At 26.0% G+C, this 19,010-nt stretch carries 27 protein-coding genes and 2 pseudogenes; 24 read left to right on the top strand and 5 right to left on the bottom strand.

Annotated features, from left to right (window positions below):
• Positions 1 to 90: 90 nt before the first annotated feature.
• From upp to AAHM82_RS14255, 17 genes are all read left to right on the top strand, one after another.
• On the top strand, positions 91 to 717 hold the full coding sequence (upp, locus tag AAHM82_RS08555) for a uracil phosphoribosyltransferase (protein ID WP_342263644.1): 627 nt from the start codon (positions 91 to 93) through the stop codon (positions 715 to 717).
• A gap of 9 nt (positions 718 to 726) precedes the next feature.
• On the top strand, positions 727 to 1,140 hold the full coding sequence (locus AAHM82_RS08550) for an MG406 family protein (RefSeq protein ID WP_342263643.1): 414 nt from the start codon (positions 727 to 729) through the stop codon (positions 1,138 to 1,140).
• 1 nt (position 1,141) lies between these two features.
• On the top strand, positions 1,142 to 1,876 hold the full coding sequence (locus AAHM82_RS08545; protein ID WP_342263642.1) for a F0F1 ATP synthase subunit A: 735 nt from the start codon (positions 1,142 to 1,144) through the stop codon (positions 1,874 to 1,876).
• Positions 1,877 to 1,932: 56 nt separating this feature from the next.
• On the top strand, positions 1,933 to 2,223 hold the full coding sequence (gene atpE, locus AAHM82_RS08540; RefSeq protein WP_342263641.1) for an ATP synthase F0 subunit C: 291 nt from the start codon (positions 1,933 to 1,935) through the stop codon (positions 2,221 to 2,223).
• A gap of 13 nt (positions 2,224 to 2,236) precedes the next feature.
• Positions 2,237 to 2,773: a F0F1 ATP synthase subunit B gene (atpF, locus tag AAHM82_RS08535; RefSeq protein ID WP_342263640.1), complete on the top strand. Its 537-nt coding sequence runs from the start codon at positions 2,237 to 2,239 to the stop codon at positions 2,771 to 2,773.
• An 11-nt stretch (positions 2,774 to 2,784) separates the two neighbouring features.
• Positions 2,785 to 3,309, top strand: a complete 525-nt coding sequence (locus AAHM82_RS08530) for a F0F1 ATP synthase subunit delta (RefSeq protein ID WP_342263639.1) — start codon at positions 2,785 to 2,787, stop codon at positions 3,307 to 3,309.
• Positions 3,310 to 3,323: 14 nt separating this feature from the next.
• Entirely contained in the window at positions 3,324 to 4,928 is a 1,605-nt protein-coding gene (gene atpA, locus AAHM82_RS08525; protein WP_342263638.1) for a F0F1 ATP synthase subunit alpha, read from the top strand.
• A 5-nt stretch (positions 4,929 to 4,933) separates the two neighbouring features.
• Complete coding sequence (atpG, locus tag AAHM82_RS08520) at positions 4,934 to 5,770, top strand: ATP synthase F1 subunit gamma (protein WP_342263637.1); 837 nt, start codon at positions 4,934 to 4,936, stop codon at positions 5,768 to 5,770.
• Positions 5,771 to 5,785: 15 nt separating this feature from the next.
• A complete protein-coding gene (gene atpD, locus AAHM82_RS08515; protein WP_342263636.1) occupies positions 5,786 to 7,192 on the top strand; it encodes a F0F1 ATP synthase subunit beta in 1,407 nt (468 codons plus the stop codon).
• 15 nt (positions 7,193 to 7,207) lie between these two features.
• Positions 7,208 to 7,525, top strand: a complete 318-nt coding sequence (locus AAHM82_RS08510) for a F0F1 ATP synthase subunit epsilon (protein ID WP_342263635.1) — start codon at positions 7,208 to 7,210, stop codon at positions 7,523 to 7,525.
• 17 nt (positions 7,526 to 7,542) lie between these two features.
• Positions 7,543 to 7,764, top strand: a complete 222-nt coding sequence (locus AAHM82_RS08505) for a hypothetical protein (RefSeq protein ID WP_342263634.1) — start codon at positions 7,543 to 7,545, stop codon at positions 7,762 to 7,764.
• Positions 7,765 to 7,910: 146 nt separating this feature from the next.
• On the top strand, positions 7,911 to 8,189 hold the full coding sequence (locus tag AAHM82_RS08500; protein ID WP_342263633.1) for a hypothetical protein: 279 nt from the start codon (positions 7,911 to 7,913) through the stop codon (positions 8,187 to 8,189).
• Between the two features lie 20 nt (positions 8,190 to 8,209).
• Positions 8,210 to 8,884: a transposase gene (locus tag AAHM82_RS08495; protein ID WP_342263632.1), complete on the top strand. Its 675-nt coding sequence runs from the start codon at positions 8,210 to 8,212 to the stop codon at positions 8,882 to 8,884.
• A 43-nt stretch (positions 8,885 to 8,927) separates the two neighbouring features.
• Positions 8,928 to 9,368, top strand: a complete 441-nt coding sequence (locus tag AAHM82_RS14270) for a transposase family protein (RefSeq protein ID WP_342263396.1) — start codon at positions 8,928 to 8,930, stop codon at positions 9,366 to 9,368.
• Positions 9,365 to 9,757, top strand: a complete 393-nt coding sequence (locus AAHM82_RS14265; RefSeq protein ID WP_342264845.1) for a transposase family protein — start codon at positions 9,365 to 9,367, stop codon at positions 9,755 to 9,757. The genes AAHM82_RS14270 and AAHM82_RS14265 overlap by 4 nt, the downstream gene beginning before the upstream one ends.
• Before the next feature lie 493 nt (positions 9,758 to 10,250).
• A complete protein-coding gene (locus AAHM82_RS14260; RefSeq protein WP_342263396.1) occupies positions 10,251 to 10,691 on the top strand; it encodes a transposase family protein in 441 nt (146 codons plus the stop codon).
• Positions 10,688 to 11,080 carry a transposase family protein gene (locus AAHM82_RS14255; protein WP_342264845.1) on the top strand — a complete coding sequence of 131 codons (393 nt, stop codon included), beginning with the start codon at positions 10,688 to 10,690 and terminating at the stop codon, positions 11,078 to 11,080. The genes AAHM82_RS14260 and AAHM82_RS14255 overlap by 4 nt, the downstream gene beginning before the upstream one ends.
• A gap of 144 nt (positions 11,081 to 11,224) precedes the next feature.
• On the opposite strand, the gene AAHM82_RS08480 is transcribed toward AAHM82_RS14255, so the two are convergent.
• Complete coding sequence (locus tag AAHM82_RS08480; RefSeq protein ID WP_342263631.1) at positions 11,225 to 11,848, bottom strand: IS1/IS1595 family N-terminal zinc-binding domain-containing protein; 624 nt, start codon at positions 11,846 to 11,848, stop codon at positions 11,225 to 11,227.
• Between the two features lie 458 nt (positions 11,849 to 12,306).
• Here AAHM82_RS08480 and AAHM82_RS08475 point away from each other — a divergent pair, with 458 nt between their 5' ends.
• Positions 12,307 to 12,630 carry an IS1/IS1595 family N-terminal zinc-binding domain-containing protein gene (locus AAHM82_RS08475; protein WP_342263630.1) on the top strand — a complete coding sequence of 108 codons (324 nt, stop codon included), beginning with the start codon at positions 12,307 to 12,309 and terminating at the stop codon, positions 12,628 to 12,630.
• A 48-nt stretch (positions 12,631 to 12,678) separates the two neighbouring features.
• Positions 12,679 to 13,119, top strand: coding sequence for a transposase family protein (locus AAHM82_RS08470; protein ID WP_342263396.1), 441 nt, complete (start codon positions 12,679 to 12,681; stop codon positions 13,117 to 13,119).
• Positions 13,120 to 13,319: 200 nt separating this feature from the next.
• Here AAHM82_RS08470 and AAHM82_RS14250 read toward each other — a convergent pair whose 3' ends face one another.
• Both AAHM82_RS14250 and AAHM82_RS14245 read right to left on the bottom strand, forming a co-directional pair.
• On the bottom strand, positions 13,320 to 13,712 hold the full coding sequence (locus AAHM82_RS14250) for a transposase family protein (protein WP_342264845.1): 393 nt from the start codon (positions 13,710 to 13,712) through the stop codon (positions 13,320 to 13,322).
• Positions 13,709 to 14,149 (bottom strand): transposase family protein, encoded by a 441-nt coding sequence (locus AAHM82_RS14245; RefSeq protein WP_342263396.1) that lies wholly within the window; start codon positions 14,147 to 14,149, stop codon positions 13,709 to 13,711. The genes AAHM82_RS14250 and AAHM82_RS14245 overlap by 4 nt, the downstream gene beginning before the upstream one ends.
• Before the next feature lie 70 nt (positions 14,150 to 14,219).
• On the opposite strand from AAHM82_RS14245, the pseudogene AAHM82_RS08460 reads away from it, so the two are divergent.
• Positions 14,220 to 14,579, top strand: a pseudogene (locus AAHM82_RS08460) (transposase family protein); the annotation flags it as partial.
• Positions 14,580 to 14,751: 172 nt separating this feature from the next.
• Entirely contained in the window at positions 14,752 to 15,408 is a 657-nt protein-coding gene (locus tag AAHM82_RS08455; protein WP_342263374.1) for a transposase, read from the top strand.
• 152 nt (positions 15,409 to 15,560) lie between these two features.
• On the opposite strand, the gene hpt is transcribed toward AAHM82_RS08455, so the two are convergent.
• On the bottom strand, positions 15,561 to 16,124 hold the full coding sequence (hpt, locus tag AAHM82_RS08450) for a hypoxanthine phosphoribosyltransferase (RefSeq protein ID WP_342263629.1): 564 nt from the start codon (positions 16,122 to 16,124) through the stop codon (positions 15,561 to 15,563).
• 156 nt (positions 16,125 to 16,280) lie between these two features.
• On the opposite strand from hpt, the gene AAHM82_RS08445 reads away from it, so the two are divergent.
• Positions 16,281 to 17,240 carry an IS1/IS1595 family N-terminal zinc-binding domain-containing protein gene (locus AAHM82_RS08445; protein WP_342263352.1) on the top strand — a complete coding sequence of 320 codons (960 nt, stop codon included), beginning with the start codon at positions 16,281 to 16,283 and terminating at the stop codon, positions 17,238 to 17,240.
• A gap of 106 nt (positions 17,241 to 17,346) precedes the next feature.
• Here AAHM82_RS08445 and AAHM82_RS08440 read toward each other — a convergent pair whose 3' ends face one another.
• Positions 17,347 to 17,946 (bottom strand): YigZ family protein, encoded by a 600-nt coding sequence (locus AAHM82_RS08440; protein WP_342263628.1) that lies wholly within the window; start codon positions 17,944 to 17,946, stop codon positions 17,347 to 17,349.
• A gap of 91 nt (positions 17,947 to 18,037) precedes the next feature.
• On the opposite strand from AAHM82_RS08440, the gene AAHM82_RS08435 reads away from it, so the two are divergent.
• Entirely contained in the window at positions 18,038 to 18,277 is a 240-nt protein-coding gene (locus AAHM82_RS08435; RefSeq protein ID WP_342263627.1) for a hypothetical protein, read from the top strand.
• Positions 18,278 to 18,294: 17 nt separating this feature from the next.
• Positions 18,295 to 18,996 (top strand): annotated as a pseudogene (locus AAHM82_RS08430) (phosphate acyltransferase).
• Positions 18,997 to 19,010: the final 14 nt, after the last annotated feature.

The following is a 19,010-nucleotide window of genomic DNA, read 5'->3' as shown; positions in this document are numbered from 1 at the left end:
AAATATCAAGAGTTTTCGACAAAATTAAAATTATTTTTTATTACTAAAAATATAAGAACGTAGTATAATTCTTAATAGGAGTGAAATAATATGGCACTATTTATTATTAAACATCCTTTAATTGATGATAAGTTAACAAGATTACGAAAAAAAGATACCAATAGTAAGATTTTTAAAGAAAATGTTAATGAAATTACGCGATTAATGGCTTATGAAGTTTTTCAGGATTTGAAGTTACAAGAAATTTCAATTGAAACACCAATGGTGGCTACTACTGGTAAGAAAATTGCTCAAGATATTATTCTTGTTCCGGTTTTAAGGGCGGGTTTAGGAATGGTTGATGAAATCTTAGGATTGGTTCCTAATGCTAAAATTGGTCATATTGGTATTTATCGTGATGAAGAATCTTTGCAACCTAAGAAGTATTTAGAAAAAAAACCTAATAATGTGGAAAATAGTTATACAGTAATTTTAGATCCAATGCTAGCAACGGGTGGCACGGCAATAGCTGCAATTGATATTGTTAAACAATGAAAAGTATCACATAATATTAAGTTTATTTGTTTATTAGCTGCCCCCGAGGGAATTGCAAAACTGGAAAAAGCCCATCCTGATATTAATATTTATACAGCAGCAGTTGATGAGAAGCTTAATGAAAATGGTTATATTGTTCCGGGTCTTGGTGATGCAGGAGATCGCTATTTTGATACACAGTAGATAGTTATAATGAAAAATATTAATTGGAAATATGAAAAACAAATAATGATTGTTTTAGGGTTATTAATTTTTATTGGACTCTTAGTAACAATAATTTTTTCTATAATTAATTGATTGTCTTGAAGTTTAATTACTGGTTTTGTTACAACAAGTATTTTTAGTTTATTAAATTATTTGTTATTAATTTTTTTAACTTCGTATACAATCCAACGCGGTCAATCAATTAATAAATTAGGAATAAAGCTACTTTTTTTATTGCGAGTATTATTATATTTAATTCCTGTTTTGATTATTATGCTATTTAATGAATATTTTAATATTTTTAGTAGTATTTTTGGTTTAATACTTGCTTTTCTTGCAACTTTAATTGTTAATATGTATAATGCTTTGATAGAAAAGAGGAACTTGAAGGATGAATCTTAAGATGTATGCAAGTTTTGAATTATGAGATCCGTGGAAACTTGTTCCACAAATAACAACGATTATTTTAACAACTTTAATAATTACTATAATTACTTTAATATATTTTTTAAAAGTAAAAAAACTTGATCCTAAACTTGAACCACAAGGATTAGTATTAATTGTGGAACTTTGTGTTAAAGGTGTTGAAAATTTAATTATTAGTATTTTAGGACCGAGTTTTAAATGATTAACATTATATTTTTTATATTTGTTGTCATATATTATTGTTGGTAATTTGTTAGCAATTGTTGGCTTTGAATCACAGATGACATCGTATACAACAACATTTGCGATGGGATTAGTGACATTTATAGGGATTTATATTTTTGGCATTAAATTTCAAAGATTAGCTTTTTTTAAACGATATTTAAATCCATTAGAATTATTAACGCAATTCGTGCCGTTAGTTTCCATTTCATTTCGACTTTTTGGAAATATTTTAGGTGGCAGTATTATTATGGCGTTGTTGTATCAATTTAGTGATTTAATTTCCCGACAAGTCCCAATTATTGGTCAAGTGAATTTTTTAGCAGGATTTTTAGCACCATTTTTTCATTTTTACTTTGATATCTTTTTTGGTGTTATTCAAGCGGTTATTTTTTCAATTTTAACATTAGTTTATTGAAAATTAGAAATTGGTGATGAAAAATCCGGTAGTAAAGAAGGTGCTATTAATACGCGTGAAGCTGATGGATAATTGATTCATTTAGTTCACAAAATATTTAATATAATATGTAGAGGAGGATAACATAGATGATGACTGTGGAAATAATAAATAGTATTAATACTGTTGGAGCGATTTTGGCTAGTGGTGATGCCTCATCCTCATGGGGCAAATTTATTGGAGCAGGGATTGCTGTTTTAGGTTGTTTTGGTGCGGGGATTGGTCAAGGATATGCTGCTGGTAAAGCTGCTGAGGCAGTAGGAAGAAATCCAGAAGCTAATGGTAAGATTAGAACAATGTTAATTATTGGTTGTGCTATTGCAGAAACTGGTGCTATTTATAGTCTTGTTATTGCATTAATTTTAATATTTGTTGCGTAAGGAATAAGGTTAGATGTTGTTAAGTAATTTAGCAATTTTTTATAAAATTGAACAAGAAAATATTATTAATCAATTATTTCCTAATGTGTGGGTATTCATTGCTCATATTTTGGCAACTGTTGTTTTATTAGTTGTTTTAGGTTTTTTTCTTTATAAACCTTTTAAACAATTAATGCGAAAGCGAAGAAATATTATTAAAGATTTAATTGATGATGCGATTAGAAAACAAACGCAAGCCACAAAATATGAAACAGAAGCTAATTCGTTGTTAAAGGATTCTAAAATGCAATCACAGCAAATTATTGATGATGCTAAAGTGGAAGCTTTAACGCAAAGACAAGAAATTATTAATCAGGCGAGCATTGAGGCGAAGTTAATTGATGAACAATCGCAAAGAGATATTTTAAAAGAACGGATTAAAGCGGAAGAAAACATTCGTCAAGAGATTATTGATGTTGCTTTTAATATGGCGCAAAATATTTTGGAAAAAGAGATTGATCGTGAACAAAATGAAGTTTTGATTGCTGATTTTATTAATGAATTGGATTAGGAGTTAGTTTAATGATTCAAAATTGAGCATGAGCACTATTAAAGTTAGGACAAGAAGAAAAGCAACTTGATATTATGTCTAAACAGTCAATTCATTTAATTAAATTGTTTTTTGAATATCCCCGAATTATTGATATTTTGTCAACTCATAATTTAGAAAAACAAAAACAAAGAAAGATTATTGATAAAATTTTTCAAGATAAAGCTAATGATATTTTTGTTAATTTTTTTAAATTATTAATTGATCGCAATAATTTTCGGCAAGTAAGATTAATTCTTAAAGTGTTTCGTAATCTGTGCAATGAAAGAGCAAATGTTTTTTATGGGATTGTTTTTTCAACGATAAAATTGCAACAAGAAGTTATTGATAAAATTGAGAAGAAAATTGGAAAAATTTTACAACAAAAAGTGGAATTAGTTAATAAAATTGATCTTAGTTTAATTGCGGGTATAAAAGTAAAAGTTCAAGATCAAATTTTTGATGGTTCAATAAAAGGACGGTTATTAGCGATGAAACGAAATATTGAAAATAAGTAAGGCAGGTGATATTGATGTCATTTAAGGTAAATGAAATTGCTGATGTAATTAAAAGTCAAATTAAACATTATGGTAAAAAGATGGAATTAAGTGAAGAAGGTAGTGTTATTAGCGTCGGTGATGGAATTGCTGTGCTTCATGGTTTAGATAAAGCGATGCTGGGTGAATTATTACTTTTTGATAATGATGTTTATGGCATGGTTTTAAACTTAGAAGAAGATGCTGTCGGTGTTGTTTTAATGGGTGATGATACTTATATTAAAGAAGGCGATGCTGTTAAACGCACGAAACAAGTTGTTGAAACTGTTGTTGGTGATGAGTTACTAGGAAGAGTTGTTAATGCCTTAGGGCAACCGATTGATGGTAAAGGAGCGATTAAAAGTAAAAAGAAACGCCCTGTTGAAAGAATTGCCCCGGGGGTTATGACACGACAATCAGTTGATGAATCATTACAAACAGGTATTTTAGCAATTGATGCGATGATTCCTATTGGTAAGGGACAACGAGAATTAATTATTGGTGATCGCCAAACTGGTAAAACCGCCATTGCGATTGATACGATTTTGAATCAACAAGGGAAAGATGTTAATTGTGTTTATGTTGCCATTGGTCAAAAATCTTCTACTGTTGCACAAATTGTGGAACGATTAAAACAAACGGGAGCAATGAGTTATACGACAATTGTTGCTGCTGGGGCCAGTGAATTAGCACCATTACAATATTTAGCACCATATACGGGTATTACTATTGCTGAGGAATGAATGGAACAAGGGAAAGATGTTTTAATTGTTTATGATGATTTAAGTAAGCATGCGATTGCATATCGGACAATGGCCTTGTTGTTACGAAGACCACCAGGAAGAGAAGCATATCCGGGTGATGTTTTTTACTTGCATTCACGATTATTGGAACGAGCAGCAAGGTTAAATAAAGATAATGGTTCAATTACAGCGTTACCAATTATTGAAACGCAAGCTGGTGATATTTCAGCTTATATTCCGACAAATGTTATTTCTATTACGGATGGTCAAATTTTTTTAACTAGTCAATTATTTAATGGGGGGATTCGCCCTGCTGTTGATCTTGGACTTTCAGTTTCGCGAGTTGGTAGTGCTGCTCAAATTAAGGCCATTAAGCAGGTTGCGGGAACATTAAAGTTAGAATTAGCCCAATATAATGAATTACAAGCTTTTGCCCAATTTGGTTCGGACTTAGATGAGATGACAAAAAGGGTTTTAGAACATGGCCAACGAGCAATTGATATTTTAAAACAAACACAATATAGTCCATTATCACAAACTAATCAGGCAATTTTATTATTAGCAATTAATTTACGAAGAATTCAATGAGTTCCTTTAGATAAGATTTTATTGTTTAAAGAAAATATTATTAATTATTTTAAAAATAATAAAGAAGCTCATAAGATATATCAAGAATTAAAAAAGGTTAAAGCCTTTTCTAAAGAGTTAAAAAGTAAAGTTGATACGGAAATTATTAAAGTAGTTTATCATTTAGTTAGTAAAATTGATAAATATGAAATTACTAGTTATGGGACAAAAGAACAATGAGAATTGTTATTGATTCAAGGTAAAATTAAAGTTAAAAAAGGTCGTCATTAATAGTTATGCCCCAAGATTTTCGGATTAAAAATCGTATTCAAACAATTAATACGATTGGTAAAATTTCTCGTGCTTTACAATTAGTATCAACAGCAAAATTGAAAAAAGCTAGTAAAAGAATTCAAGAGATTAGACCTTATAGTGAAGAAATGTATGATGTTTTTCATCATATTATTAGTAATACTAATGATTCCATATATTTACAAAAAGATGGTGGGTCCCATCTCCGAACAGTATGAATTATTATTAATTCTAATATTGGTCTTTGTGCTGGTTATAACTATAATATTCATAAATTAGTCATCCCGAAAATTAAAAAAAGTGATTTATTAATTGTAATTGGTGCGAAAGGGATTAGTTATTATCAAAATCGTGATTATAATGTCATTAGTAGTTATTCTAATTTAGATTTAAATTTTGAATATCATCAAGCACAAGAAATTGGCTTTCAAGTTTTAAGTATGTTTAATAATAAAGAAATTGAACGGATTAAATTAGTTTATACAAAATTTATTAATAGTATTTCGTTTCAACCAACAGTATTGCAATTGTTACCGATTGCTAAAATTAATGCTCAGCAAAATTCATTATTTGAGTTTGAGCCGGATGCGCAAACGGTATTAGAAACAACAATTTTACTATATTTAAATACTATTATTTATAGTGCCATTAGTGAATCACAAGTATCGGAACAAGCATCAAGAAGGTTAGCAATGGAAAATGCTACTAATAATGCTAATGAGTTGAAAGATAATTTAACATTGCAATATAATCGTTCTCGTCAAGCTAAAATAACGCAAGAGATTGCGGAAATTATTGCTGCGGCTGATAGTACAAATTAGGAAAGGAGACAATTTATGAAAAAAGTTGAAAAACAAAAGCATAATGAAGGTAAAGTTATTCAAATTTTAGGACCAGTTATTGATATTCGTTTTTCGCATAACAATTTACCTAATTTGTATAATGCCGTGGAAATTGATAATCATGGTGAAAAATTAGTTGTTGAAGTAATGCAAGCATTAGGCGATGATATTGTGAGAACAATTTCAATGGGACCAACAGAAGGATTAACTAGAGGTTTAAAAGCGATGGATACTGGAAAAGCAATTATGGTTCCTGTAGGAAAAGAAACTTTAGGAAGAATTTTTAATGTTTTAGGTGAACCGTTAGATGGCTCAATAATTCCCAAAGGAACGCGAAGAATGCCGATTCATCGTGTTGCTCCGAGTTATGAAGAACAAAGTACAACAGCGGAAATTTTAGAGACAGGAATAAAAGTGATTGATTTGTTAGTTCCATATGCTCGTGGTGGTAAGATTGGTCTTTTTGGTGGCGCTGGTGTTGGTAAAACGGTTTTGGTGCAAGAATTAATTAATAACATTGCTAAAGAACATGGTGGAATTTCTGTTTTTGCTGGTGTTGGTGAACGAACTCGTGAAGGGAATGATTTGTATTATGAAATGATTGAAGCTAATGTTATTAATAAAACGGCATTAGTTTTTGGACAAATGAATGAACCTCCGGGTGCAAGAATGCGAGTGGCATTAACAGGATTAACAATGGCTGAGTATTTTCGTGATGAGCAAAATCAAGATGTGTTATTGTTTATTGATAATATTTTTCGTTTTACTCAGGCTGGAAGTGAAGTTTCGGCTTTATTAGGAAGAATGCCTTCAGCAGTGGGCTATCAGCCAACTTTAGCAACAGAAATGGGAGCTTTACAAGAAAGAATTACTTCAACAAAGAAAGGTTCAATTACATCGGTACAAGCAATTTATGTTCCCGCTGATGATTTAACCGATCCGGCTCCAGCAACTACTTTTAGTCATTTAGATGCGAGAACGGTATTAGATCGTAGTATTGCGGCTTTAGGGATTTATCCAGCGATTGACCCTTTAAGTTCTTCTTCACGATTATTAGATCCAGAAGTTGTTGGTCAGGAACATTATCAAGTTGCTAGAAAAGTGCAACAAATTTTACAAAGATTTAAAGAATTACAAGATATTATTGCAATTTTGGGAATGGAAGAATTATCGGATGAAGATAAATTGCTTGTTAATCGTGCTAGAAAGATTCGGAATTTTTTATCCCAGTCATTTTCGGTTGCTGAAAAATTTACGGGAATGAAAGGTAGTTATGTTCCGATAGCAAAAACGATTCAAGGTTTTAAAGAAATATTAGCTGGTAAACATGATAAATTACCAGAACAAGCGTTTTTATTTGTTGGTAGCATTGAAGAGGCGGTGCTAAGGCTAAAGAATTAGCAGAGGGTTAAAATAATGGCGATAAAACTAAAAATTATAACACCATTAGGAATTTTCTTTGATGATGTTGTTGAAATTGTAACTGTTAAAACTACTGAAGGTTATATCGGAATTTTAGAACATCATATTCCTATTGTTGCTAATTTAGAAATAGCACAAATGTTTGTTAAACAACATAAAAAAACTTATAAGTTACTTATTTCTTCGGGAATATTATATTCAACAAAGAAAGAAGTTAAAATTTTAACTGATTATATTGAATATGATGATAAAGCGAAAAATAATTTATTACAGTTAGCAAAAGATCGGCATACTAAGATAACTAATTTTTAGCAGAAGGGAGTTTATTTGTGGATACGGCGTTATCAATTCATTTAATTAAAATTGCGATTTATTTAATTGCTTTTTTGTTTTCTAGTGTGGGAACTAGTGCTGTATTATGAAATAGTATTTTGAATCCTAAAAAACCTCGTGAGGCGGTGCTATTTTATTTTCTTGTTACCTTGATGTTAACATATTTGGTAGGTAGTTTGTTTATTGCTTTTTTAGGGGTTGAATTGTGAATAAAGTAATAATTTAATTAAAATACCTAACATTGTATAATGTTAGGTATTTTTGTTTAGAGAAATTATTTTTAATTTTGTCGAAAACTCTTGATATTTATTGAATATACTTAATTTTAGGTATATTTTTAATATGATAGAGATGGATAATAATTATGGAAAAAATAATTCAAGAACTAGTAAATACTTTAACAGATGATCAATTTTTAGAATTTTATGAAAAAGTCAAACAACAAGCAGAATTAATAAAAAAACAAAAACGGTTAAATGAAATTGATCAAAAATTTAGAGCGCAAGGTATTAAATGCCCTAAATGTGAATCTTACCATTGCGTTAAAAATGGACATAATTCAGAAAATAAAAATATTTATGTAAAAATTGCCGTGCAAGTTTTGACGCTTTTTGTAATCATTTTATTTATTGAAATCATTTAAATTATGAACAATGAAATTTATTGATTCAAATTTCATTGCTGGGGCAATCTAGTAAAACAATTTCTCGTTTTATTAAAACTACATTAAAAACTGCTTGATATAATCGTCAAAAATTAATGAAATCAAAACAATTAGAAAATACCCAATTAAAATTTAAAAAATTATCTGGTAAAATCCAAATCAATGAAACATTTATTAAAGAAATCCATAAAGGAAATTTCAAATATAAAACTGATCCACGAAGAATTCACCTTGACCCATTCGCAACTAATACTAAATGCTGTATTCAAATGGCAATTGATAATAATAACAATATTTATGTTAAATCCACAAACACCAAACGTTTACAAAAACAATGAGTTATTGAAAATATGAACAAAGAATTAATTAACGAAAATTCAATTATTACTTCTGATATGCAAAAATTATATTTTTTAGTAGCAAAACAAACAAATTCTACTTTATGTGTAACTAAAACAACAATTAATCCTGAAGCTAGTTATCGTAACTTAAATAAAATCAGTAAATTACAATCTAGTCTTAAAGAAGCCTTAATTCATTATCATGGTTTAGGTTTTACTAATATTCAAAATTATTTAAATCTCTGAAAATGAAAATACCAACATAAGGGTTTAACTCCAAACCAACAAACAGCGGTATTATATTTTAATAGACTTCTTGCAAAATTAATTTAAAATATAATTGAATTGTTGTTTTTAATAAAAAGGTGGAATTTAAATGAAATTTAAAAAAAATAATCAAATAAGTGATAAAAATTTTTTAAGATTAACTGGTATTAAACATACTACTTTTAATAAAATGCTAGAAATTTTAAAAATAGAAGAATTAAAAAAGAGATTTCGTCGCGGAAGAACCAATAAATTATCATTAGAAAATCGTATTTTAATGACTTTAGAATATTGAAGAGAATATAGAACTTATTTTCATATTGCAAAAAGTTATGATATTAGTGAAAGTAGTTGTTATAGAAATATCAAATGAATTGAAGACACTTTAATAAAACACCCTAATTTTCAACAACTTACTGGTCAAAAATCACTATTAAAAGATTATTTCAAAGATAAGACTGTTATAATTGATGTAACTGAAAGCCAAATCCAACGCCCAAAAAAAGACAAAAACAGCACTACTCAGGAAAAAAGAAAAAACACACAATAAAAACACAAGTTATAATTGAAAAAGATAGTAAAAAAATTATTAGTTCTGATTTTTCTTATGGTAAAAACCATGACTTTAAAATTTTAAAAGATTCAAAAATTAAATTTTTACCAGAAACAACTGTTTTAGTGGATTTAGGTTATCAAGGCATACAAAAAATTAATCATAATGTTTTAATTCCTAAAAGAAAATCAAAGAAAAACCCTTTAAATAAAGAAGAAAAGCAAAATAATGAGCGAATTTCAAAAATGAGAATTGTTATTGAAAATGTTTTTGCTATACTTAAAAAATTTAAAATTATTAGTGAAAAATATCGAAATCGTAGAAAAAGATTTGCTTTAAGATTTAATTTAATAGCTTCAATTTATAATTTACAACTATTAGTTTAAATATATTTGATAATTTAAAATTTCAGTCTTTTTTTATTGTAAATAATAATTTTTATTATGTTTTAATGACAAAATATTTGTAAAAATAATCTAAAAATTATTTTAATAACACTTTTATATTTATTTTAAATTTAAAAATTATAATTATCATATTAATTTTGCAAGAAGTCTAATGTATAAAAAAGTTAAAGTAAAAATAGTAATTTTACATAAAAGCCTTTTAAAATTATCAAGTTGATGATTTTTTTTATTTTATCAAGAGTTTTCGACAAAATTAAAATAATTTGTTTGTTTTGCTACTAAAAAATATAATTTTTGCATATCAGAAGTAATAATTGAATTTTCGTTAATTAATTCTTTGTTCATATTTTCAATAACTCATTGTTTTTGTAAACGTTTGGTGTTTGTGGATTTAACATAAATATTAGACTTCTTGCAAAATTAATTTAAAATATAATTGAATTGTTGTTTTTAATAAAAAGGTGGAATTTAAATGAAATTTAAAAAAAATAATCAAATAAGTGATAAAAATTTTTTAAGATTAACTGGTATTAAACATACTACTTTTAATAAAATGCTAGAAATTTTAAAAATAGAAGAATTAAAAAAGAGATTTCGTCGCGGAAGAACCAATAAATTATCATTAGAAAATCGTATTTTAATGACTTTAGAATATTGAAGAGAATATAGAACTTATTTTCATATTGCAAAAAGTTATGATATTAGTGAAAGTAGTTGTTATAGAAATATCAAATGAATTGAAGACACTTTAATAAAACACCCTAATTTTCAACAACTTACTGGTCAAAAATCACTATTAAAAGATTATTTCAAAGATAAGACTGTTATAATTGATGTAACTGAAAGCCAAATCCAACGCCCAAAAAAAGACAAAAACAGCACTACTCAGGAAAAAAGAAAAAACACACAATAAAAACACAAGTTATAATTGAAAAAGATAGTAAAAAAATTATTAGTTCTGATTTTTCTTATGGTAAAAACCATGACTTTAAAATTTTAAAAGATTCAAAAATTAAATTTTTACCAGAAACAACTGTTTTAGTGGATTTAGGTTATCAAGGCATACAAAAAATTAATCATAATGTTTTAATTCCTAAAAGAAAATCAAAGAAAAACCCTTTAAATAAAGAAGAAAAGCAAAATAATGAGCGAATTTCAAAAATGAGAATTGTTATTGAAAATGTTTTTGCTATACTTAAAAAATTTAAAATTATTAGTGAAAAATATCGAAATCGTAGAAAAAGATTTGCTTTAAGATTTAATTTAATAGCTTCAATTTATAATTTACAACTATTAGTTTAAATATATTTGATAATTTAAAATTTCAGTCTTTTTTTATTGTAAATAATAATTTTTATTATGTTTTAATGACAAAATATTTGTAAAAATAATCTAAAAATTATTTTAATAACACTTTTATATTTATTTTAAATTTAAAAATTATAATTATCATATTAATTTTGCAAGAAGTCTATTGTTATTATTATCAATTGCCATTTGAATACAGCATTTAGTATTAGTTGCGAATGGGTCAAGGTGAATTCTTCGTGGATCAGTTTTATATTTGAAATTTCCTTTATGGATTTCTTTAATAAATGTTTCATTGATTTGGATTTTACCAGATAATTTTTTAAATTTTAATTGGGTATTTTCTAATTGTTTTGATTTCATTAATTTTTGACGATTATATCAAGCAGTTTTTAATGTAGTTTTAATAAAACGAGAAATTGTTTTACTAGATTGCCCCAGCAATGAAATTTGAATCAATAAATTTCATTGTTCATAATTTAAATGATTTCAATAAATAAAATGATTACAAAAAGCGTCAAAACTTGCACGACAATTTTTACATAAATATTTTTGTTTTCCTTCTGAATTATGTCCATTTTTAACGCAATGGTAAGATTCACATTTAGGGCATTTAATACCTTGCGCTCTAAATTTTTGATCAATTTCATTTAACCGTTTTTGTTTTTTTATTAATTCTGCTTGTTGTTTGACTTTTTCATAAAATTCTAAAAATTGATCATCTGTTAAAGTATTTACTAGTTCTTGAATTATTTTTTCCATAATTATTATCCACCTCTATCATATTAAAATATACCTAAAATTAAGTATATTCAATAAATATCAAGAGTTTTCGACAAAATTAAAAACAAATTCTACTTTATGTGTAACTAAAACAACAATTAATCCTGAAGCTAGTTATCGTAACTTAAATAAAATCAGTAAATTACAATCTAGTCTTAAAGAAGCCTTAATTCATTATCATGGTTTAGGTTTTACTAATATTCAAAATTATTTAAATCTCTGAAAATGAAAATACCAACATAAGGGTTTAACTCCAAACCAACAAACAGCGGTATTATATTTTAATGTATAAAAAAGTTAAAGTAAAAATAGTAATTTTACATAAAAGCCTTTTAAAATTATCAAGTTGATGTTTTAATTTTGTCGAAAACTCTTGATATTTATTGAATATACTTAATTTTAGGTATATTTTAATATGATAGAGGTGGATAATAATTATGGAAAAAATAATTCAAGAACTAGTAAATACTTTAACAGATGATCAATTTTTAGAATTTTATGAAAAAGTCAAACAACAAGCAGAATTAATAAAAAAACAAAAACGGTTAAATGAAATTGATCAAAAATTTAGAGCGCACGGTATTAAATGCCCTAAATGTGAATCTTACCATTGCGTTAAAAATGGACATAATTCAGAAGGAAAACAAAAATATTTATGTAAAAATTGTCGTGCAAGTTTTGACGCTTTTCGTAATCATTTTATTTATTGAAGTCATTTAAATTATGAACAATGAAATTTATTAGACTTCTTGCAAAATTAATTTAAAATATAATTGAATTGTTGTTTTTAATAAAAAGGTGGAATTTAAATGAAATTTAAAAAAAATAATCAAATAAGTGATAAAAATTTTTTAAGATTAACTGGTATTAAACATACTACTTTTAATAAAATGCTAGAAATTTTAAAAATAGAAGAATTAAAAAAGAGATTTCGTCGCGGAAGAACCAATAAATTATCATTAGAAAATCGTATTTTAATGACTTTAGAATATTGAAGAGAATATAGAACTTATTTTCATATTGCAAAAAGTTATGATATTAGTGAAAGTAGTTGTTATAGAAATATCAAATGAATTGAAGACACTTTAATAAAACACCCTAATTTTCAACAACTTACTGGTCAAAAATCACTATTAAAAGATTATTTCAAAGATAAGACTGTTATAATTGATGTAACTGAAAGCCAAATCCAACGCCCAAAAAAAGACAAAAACAGCACTACTCAGGAAAAAAGAAAAAACACACAATAAAAACACAAGTTATAATTGAAAAAGATAGTAGACTTCTTGCAAAATTAATATGATAATTATAATTTTTAAATTTAAAATAAATATAAAAGTGTTATTAAAATAATTTTTAGATTATTTTTACAAATATTTTGTCATTAAAACATAATAAAAATTATTATTTACAATAAAAAAAGACTGAAATTTTAAATTATCAAATATATTTAAACTAATAGTTGTAAATTATAAATTGAAGCTATTAAATTAAATCTTAAAGCAAATCTTTTTCTACGATTTCGATATTTTTCACTAATAATTTTAAATTTTTTAAGTATAGCAAAAACATTTTCAATAACAATTCTCATTTTTGAAATTCGCTCATTATTTTGCTTTTCTTCTTTATTTAAAGGGTTTTTCTTTGATTTTCTTTTAGGAATTAAAACATTATGATTAATTTTTTGTATGCCTTGATAACCTAAATCCACTAAAACAGTTGTTTCTGGTAAAAATTTAATTTTTGAATCTTTTAAAATTTTAAAGTCATGGTTTTTACCATAAGAAAAATCAGAACTAATAATTTTTTTACTATCTTTTTCAATTATAACTTGTGTTTTTATTGTGTGTTTTTTCTTTTTTCCTGAGTAGTGCTGTTTTTGTCTTTTTTTGGGCGTTGGATTTGGCTTTCAGTTACATCAATTATAACAGTCTTATCTTTGAAATAATCTTTTAATAGTGATTTTTGACCAGTAAGTTGTTGAAAATTAGGGTGTTTTATTAAAGTGTCTTCAATTCATTTGATATTTCTATAACAACTACTTTCACTAATATCATAACTTTTTGCAATATGAAAATAAGTTCTATATTCTCTTCAATATTCTAAAGTCATTAAAATACGATTTTCTAATGATAATTTATTGGTTCTTCCGCGACGAAATCTCTTTTTTAATTCTTCTATTTTTAAAATTTCTAGCATTTTATTAAAAGTAGTATGTTTAATACCAGTTAATCTTAAAAAATTTTTATCACTTATTTGATTATTTTTTTTAAATTTCATTTAAATTCCACCTTTTTATTAAAAACAACAATTCAATTATATTTTAAATTAATTTTGCAAGAAGTCTAGTAAAAAAATTATTAGTTCTGATTTTTCTTATGGTAAAAACCATGACTTTAAAATTTTAAAAGATTCAAAAATTAAATTTTTACCAGAAACAACTGTTTTAGTGGATTTAGGTTATCAAGGCATACAAAAAATTAATCATAATGTTTTAATTCCTAAAAGAAAATCAAAGAAAAACCCTTTAAATAAAGAAGAAAAGCAAAATAATGAGCGAATTTCAAAAATGAGAATTGTTATTGAAAATGTTTTTGCTATACTTAAAAAATTTAAAATTATTAGTGAAAAATATCGAAATCGTAGAAAAAGATTTGCTTTAAGATTTAATTTAATAGCTTCAATTTATAATTTACAACTATTAGTTTAAATATATTTGATAATTTAAAATTTCAGTCTTTTTTTATTGTAAATAATAATTTTTATTATGTTTTAATGACAAAATATTTGTAAAAATAATCTAAAAATTATTTTAATAACACTTTTATATTTATTTTAAATTTAAAAATTATAATTATCATATTAATTTTGCAAGAAGTCTATTGATTCAAATTTCATTGCTGGGGCAATCTAGTAAAACAATTTCTCGTTTTATTAAAACTACATTAAAAACTGCTTGATATAATCGTCAAAAATTAATGAAATCAAAACAATTAGAAAATACCCAATTAAAATTTAAAAAATTATCTGGTAAAATCCAAATCGATGAAACATTCATTAAAGAAATCCATAAAGGAAATTTCAAATATAAAACTGATCCACGAAGAATTCACCTTGACCCATTCGCAACTAATACTAAATGCTGTATTCAAATGGCAATTGATAATAATAACAATATTTATGTTAAATCCACAAACACCAAACGTTTACAAAAACAATGAGTTATTGAAAATATGAACAAAGAATTAATTAACGAAAATTCAATTATTACTTCTGATATGCAAAAATTATATTTTTTAGTAGCAAAACAAACAAATTCTACTTTATGTGTAACTAAAACAACAATTAATCCTGAAGCTAGTTATCGTAACTTAAATAAAATCAGTAAATTACAATCTAGTCTTAAAGAAGCCTTAATTCATTATCATGGTTTAGGTTTTACTAATATTCAAAATTATTTAAATCTCTGAAAATGAAAATACCAACATAAGGGTTTAACTCCAAACCAACAAACAGCGGTATTATATTTTAATGTATAAAAAAGTTAAAGTAAAAATAGTAATTTTACATAAAAGCCTTTTAAAATTATCAAGTTGATGATTTTTTTTATTTTATCAAGAGTTTTCGACAAAATTAAAAAGTTGATGATTTTTTTTATTTTATCAAGAGTTTTCGACAAAATTAAAAGAAATTATTGTTTTTCTAGGAGGGCTATTTTCCCCATATCAGCAATGGCAACATAAGGTAAATTACGGAGTTTTTCTTGATAATCAAGACCATAACCAATAAGAAATTCTTGGGGGGCTTTAAAACCGGTTCAATCAGCGTTAAGTTCTACCTTTCTTCCTTTAGTTTTGTCTAGTAATGTTACCATTTTTACGGTTTTAGCTCCTTTTAGAAATAAATATTCTTTGATGGTTAATAAACTGGCACCACTTTCAATGATATCTTCAATAATTAAAATATCACGATTAGTAATATCTTGGTTAATGTCCATGATAATTTGTGGTGTGCTACTAGCTTCGGTTCCACCGTGGAAAGAAGCAATCGCCATAAAGTCAATTTCACATTCAATTGTTAAGTGACTAATAAATTCAGCTAAAAAGGGAATACATCCTTTAAGAATTCCTAAAAGAATAATTGTTGAGTCGTTAGCTTGATAGTATTTACTAATTTCTAATGCTAACGCTTTAGTTCGTTCAATTATTTGTTGATGGGTAAATAAAATTTCTTTGACCGCAGGATGTTTTTCCATTAATAAGCTCCTTATTTTTTTAGGTATGTTAATATTTTACCGTTTTTTTTGTTTATTTTAGTAGTTTTTTTTTTAATTTTGTCGAAAACTCTTGATATTTATTGAATATACTTAATTTTAGGTATATTTTTAATATGATAGAGGGGGATAATAATTATGGAAAAAATAATTCAAGAACTAGTAAATACTTTAACAGATGATCAATTTTTAGAATTTTATGAAAAAGTCAAACAACAAGCAGAATTAATAAAAAAACAAAAACGGTTAAATGAAATTGATCAAAAATTTAGAGCGCAAGGTATTAAATGCCCTAAATGTGAATCTTACCATTGCGTTAAAAATGGACATAATTCAGAAGGAAAACAAAAATATTTATGTAAAAATTGCCGTGCAAGTTTTGACGCTTTTCGTAATCATTTTATTTATTGAAGTCATTTAAATTATGAACAATGAAATTTATTGATTCAAATTTCATTGCTGGGGCAATCTAGTAAAACAATTTCTCGTTTTATTAAAACTACATTAAAAACTGCTTGATATAATCGTCAAAAATTAATGAAATCAAAACAATTAGAAAATACCCAATTAAAATTTAAAAAATTATCTGGTAAAATCCAAATCGATGAAACATTTATTAAAGAAATCCATAAAGGAAATTTCAAATATAAAACTGATCCACGAAGAATTCACCTTGACCCATTCGCAACTAATACTAAATGCTGTATTCAAATGGCAATTGATAATAATAACAATATTTATGTTAAATCCACAAACACCAAACGTTTACAAAAACAATGAGTTATTGAAAATATGAACAAAGAATTAATTAACGAAAATTCAATTATTACTTCTGATATGCAAAAATTATATTTTTTAGTAGCAAAACAAACAAATTCTACTTTATGTGTAACTAAAACAACAATTAATCCTGAAGCTAGTTATCGTAACTTAAATAAAATCAGTAAATTACAATCTAGTCTTAAAGAAGCCTTAATTCATTATCATGGTTTAGGTTTTACTAATATTCAAAATTATTTAAATCTCTGAAAATGAAAATACCAACATAAGGGTTTAACTCCAAACCAACAAACAGCGGTATTATATTTTAATGTATAAAAAAGTTAAAGTAAAAATAGTAATTTTACATAAAAGCCTTTTAAAATTATCAAGTTGATGATTTTTTTTATTTTATCAAGAGTTTTCGACAAAATTAAAAGTTTTTTTAATCATTTTTTAATTTTCTTTTTTGAATAATTCTTTGTTTAGCAAATTTTGTATTATTAGGTAATAGGTGCTGTCAAGTATTTTTATTACTAGTAAAAGTAATCATAATTAGTTCACTATATAATTGTTTAATAATATTGCCTTGATGTTCTTTAATAATTTTATTAATTAGTTTTTGCTGTTCGTATGGGAAAGAAATTGTATATTCATAAATTATTTCTAGCGGATATAATTTAAGGTTTAAAAATAATTTTTGTAATCCAAATTTATAGGCATGAATTAATCGTGATTTTCCTAAAAGGATTTTTCCAAAATAGCGAATGTTTAAAACAACGATATTAGTAATATTTTGTTTTTGTAAATAACTAAGCATTGCAAATCCTGCGGTTCTGATCGGTTCTTTATCGTCATCATATTTTTGGATTTCATTATTATTGGTAATATAGCAATAACAATTGTGTGTCGCTTTGGGGTCTAAATATTGATTAATGAATTGTTGGGCGTCTTTTTCGGTGGTAACATATTTAATAAGACAAATAAAACGCGAATTTTTAATTGTATATTCAATTTTGTGAAGAGCATCATCAATAACTTTCATTGTTTTTCACCGTTATTTCGTTTTAATTTTTATTTTGTTTAGTGTTATGATAGCATTAATAGTGGAAAATACATATAGAGGAGACTAAGAGATGTTACAAGAATTATTAGAAAAAGCGAAAATCGAATTACAGTCATTAGAAAATAAACGCCGGTTAATTTTTCCTGAGGGTACCAATTCAAAAATTCAAGAAGTAGCACTCAAATTAAAAAGTGATAATTATATTGAACCAATTTTATGTTTTGAAAATAAGATAGATATTCCTAAAAGTTTGTTAGGAGCAGGTATTAAAACGATTGCGATTGATGATAGTTTAACACTAATGAATTAGCCCAACAGTTGTTTACAATGCGTAAAAATAAAATTACTTTAGAAAAAGCTCAAGAATTAGTTCAAGAAACTAACTATTTTGCAACAATGCAATTAAAGAATAATAATGCTGATTGTTTGTTAGGGGGGATTGAGTATGCAACAAAAAATATTTTAGTCCCAGCATTACAAATTATTAAAACAACAAAAGATGTAGCCATTGCATCAAGTGCTAATTTACTAGTTAAAGATAATCAATGGTATATATTTACTGATATTTCTTTAAATATTGACCCAACTACTGAACAATTAGTAAGTATTACAAAATCAGCAATTAATTTAGCTCATAAATTGGGCATAAAATTGCCACAAGTAGCAATGTTATCTTTTTCTACTGCTAGTAGTGAATTGGTTATTAAAGTTCAAGAGGCAAAACAAAGGATGATATTATATTACAAAAAGAAAATTTTGATGCTTTAATTGAGGGTGAAATGCAGTTTGATAGTGCTTTATTAGAAGAAGTACGAATCAAAAAAAATGCCTTATTCAAAGATGAAAGGTAGTGCGGATATTTTTGTATTTCCTAATTTAGATGCTGGTAATATTGGTTATAAAATTGCTGAACGATTAGGGCAATATCATGCTGTTGGACCAATGATTTTAGGTTTAAATCAAATTGTTAGTGAGATTTATCACGCGGGTGGTCAACAGTGGAAGATATTTATTTGACAGCGATTTTAACAGCTTGAAGATCA

This window comes from Spiroplasma endosymbiont of Clivina fossor (genome assembly GCF_964031115.1).
Lineage (GTDB): Bacteria > Bacillota_I > Bacilli_A > Mycoplasmatales > Nriv7 > Nriv7.
Note: the sequence above shows the minus strand (reverse complement) of the source record. Positions and strands in the feature narration are given on the sequence as shown.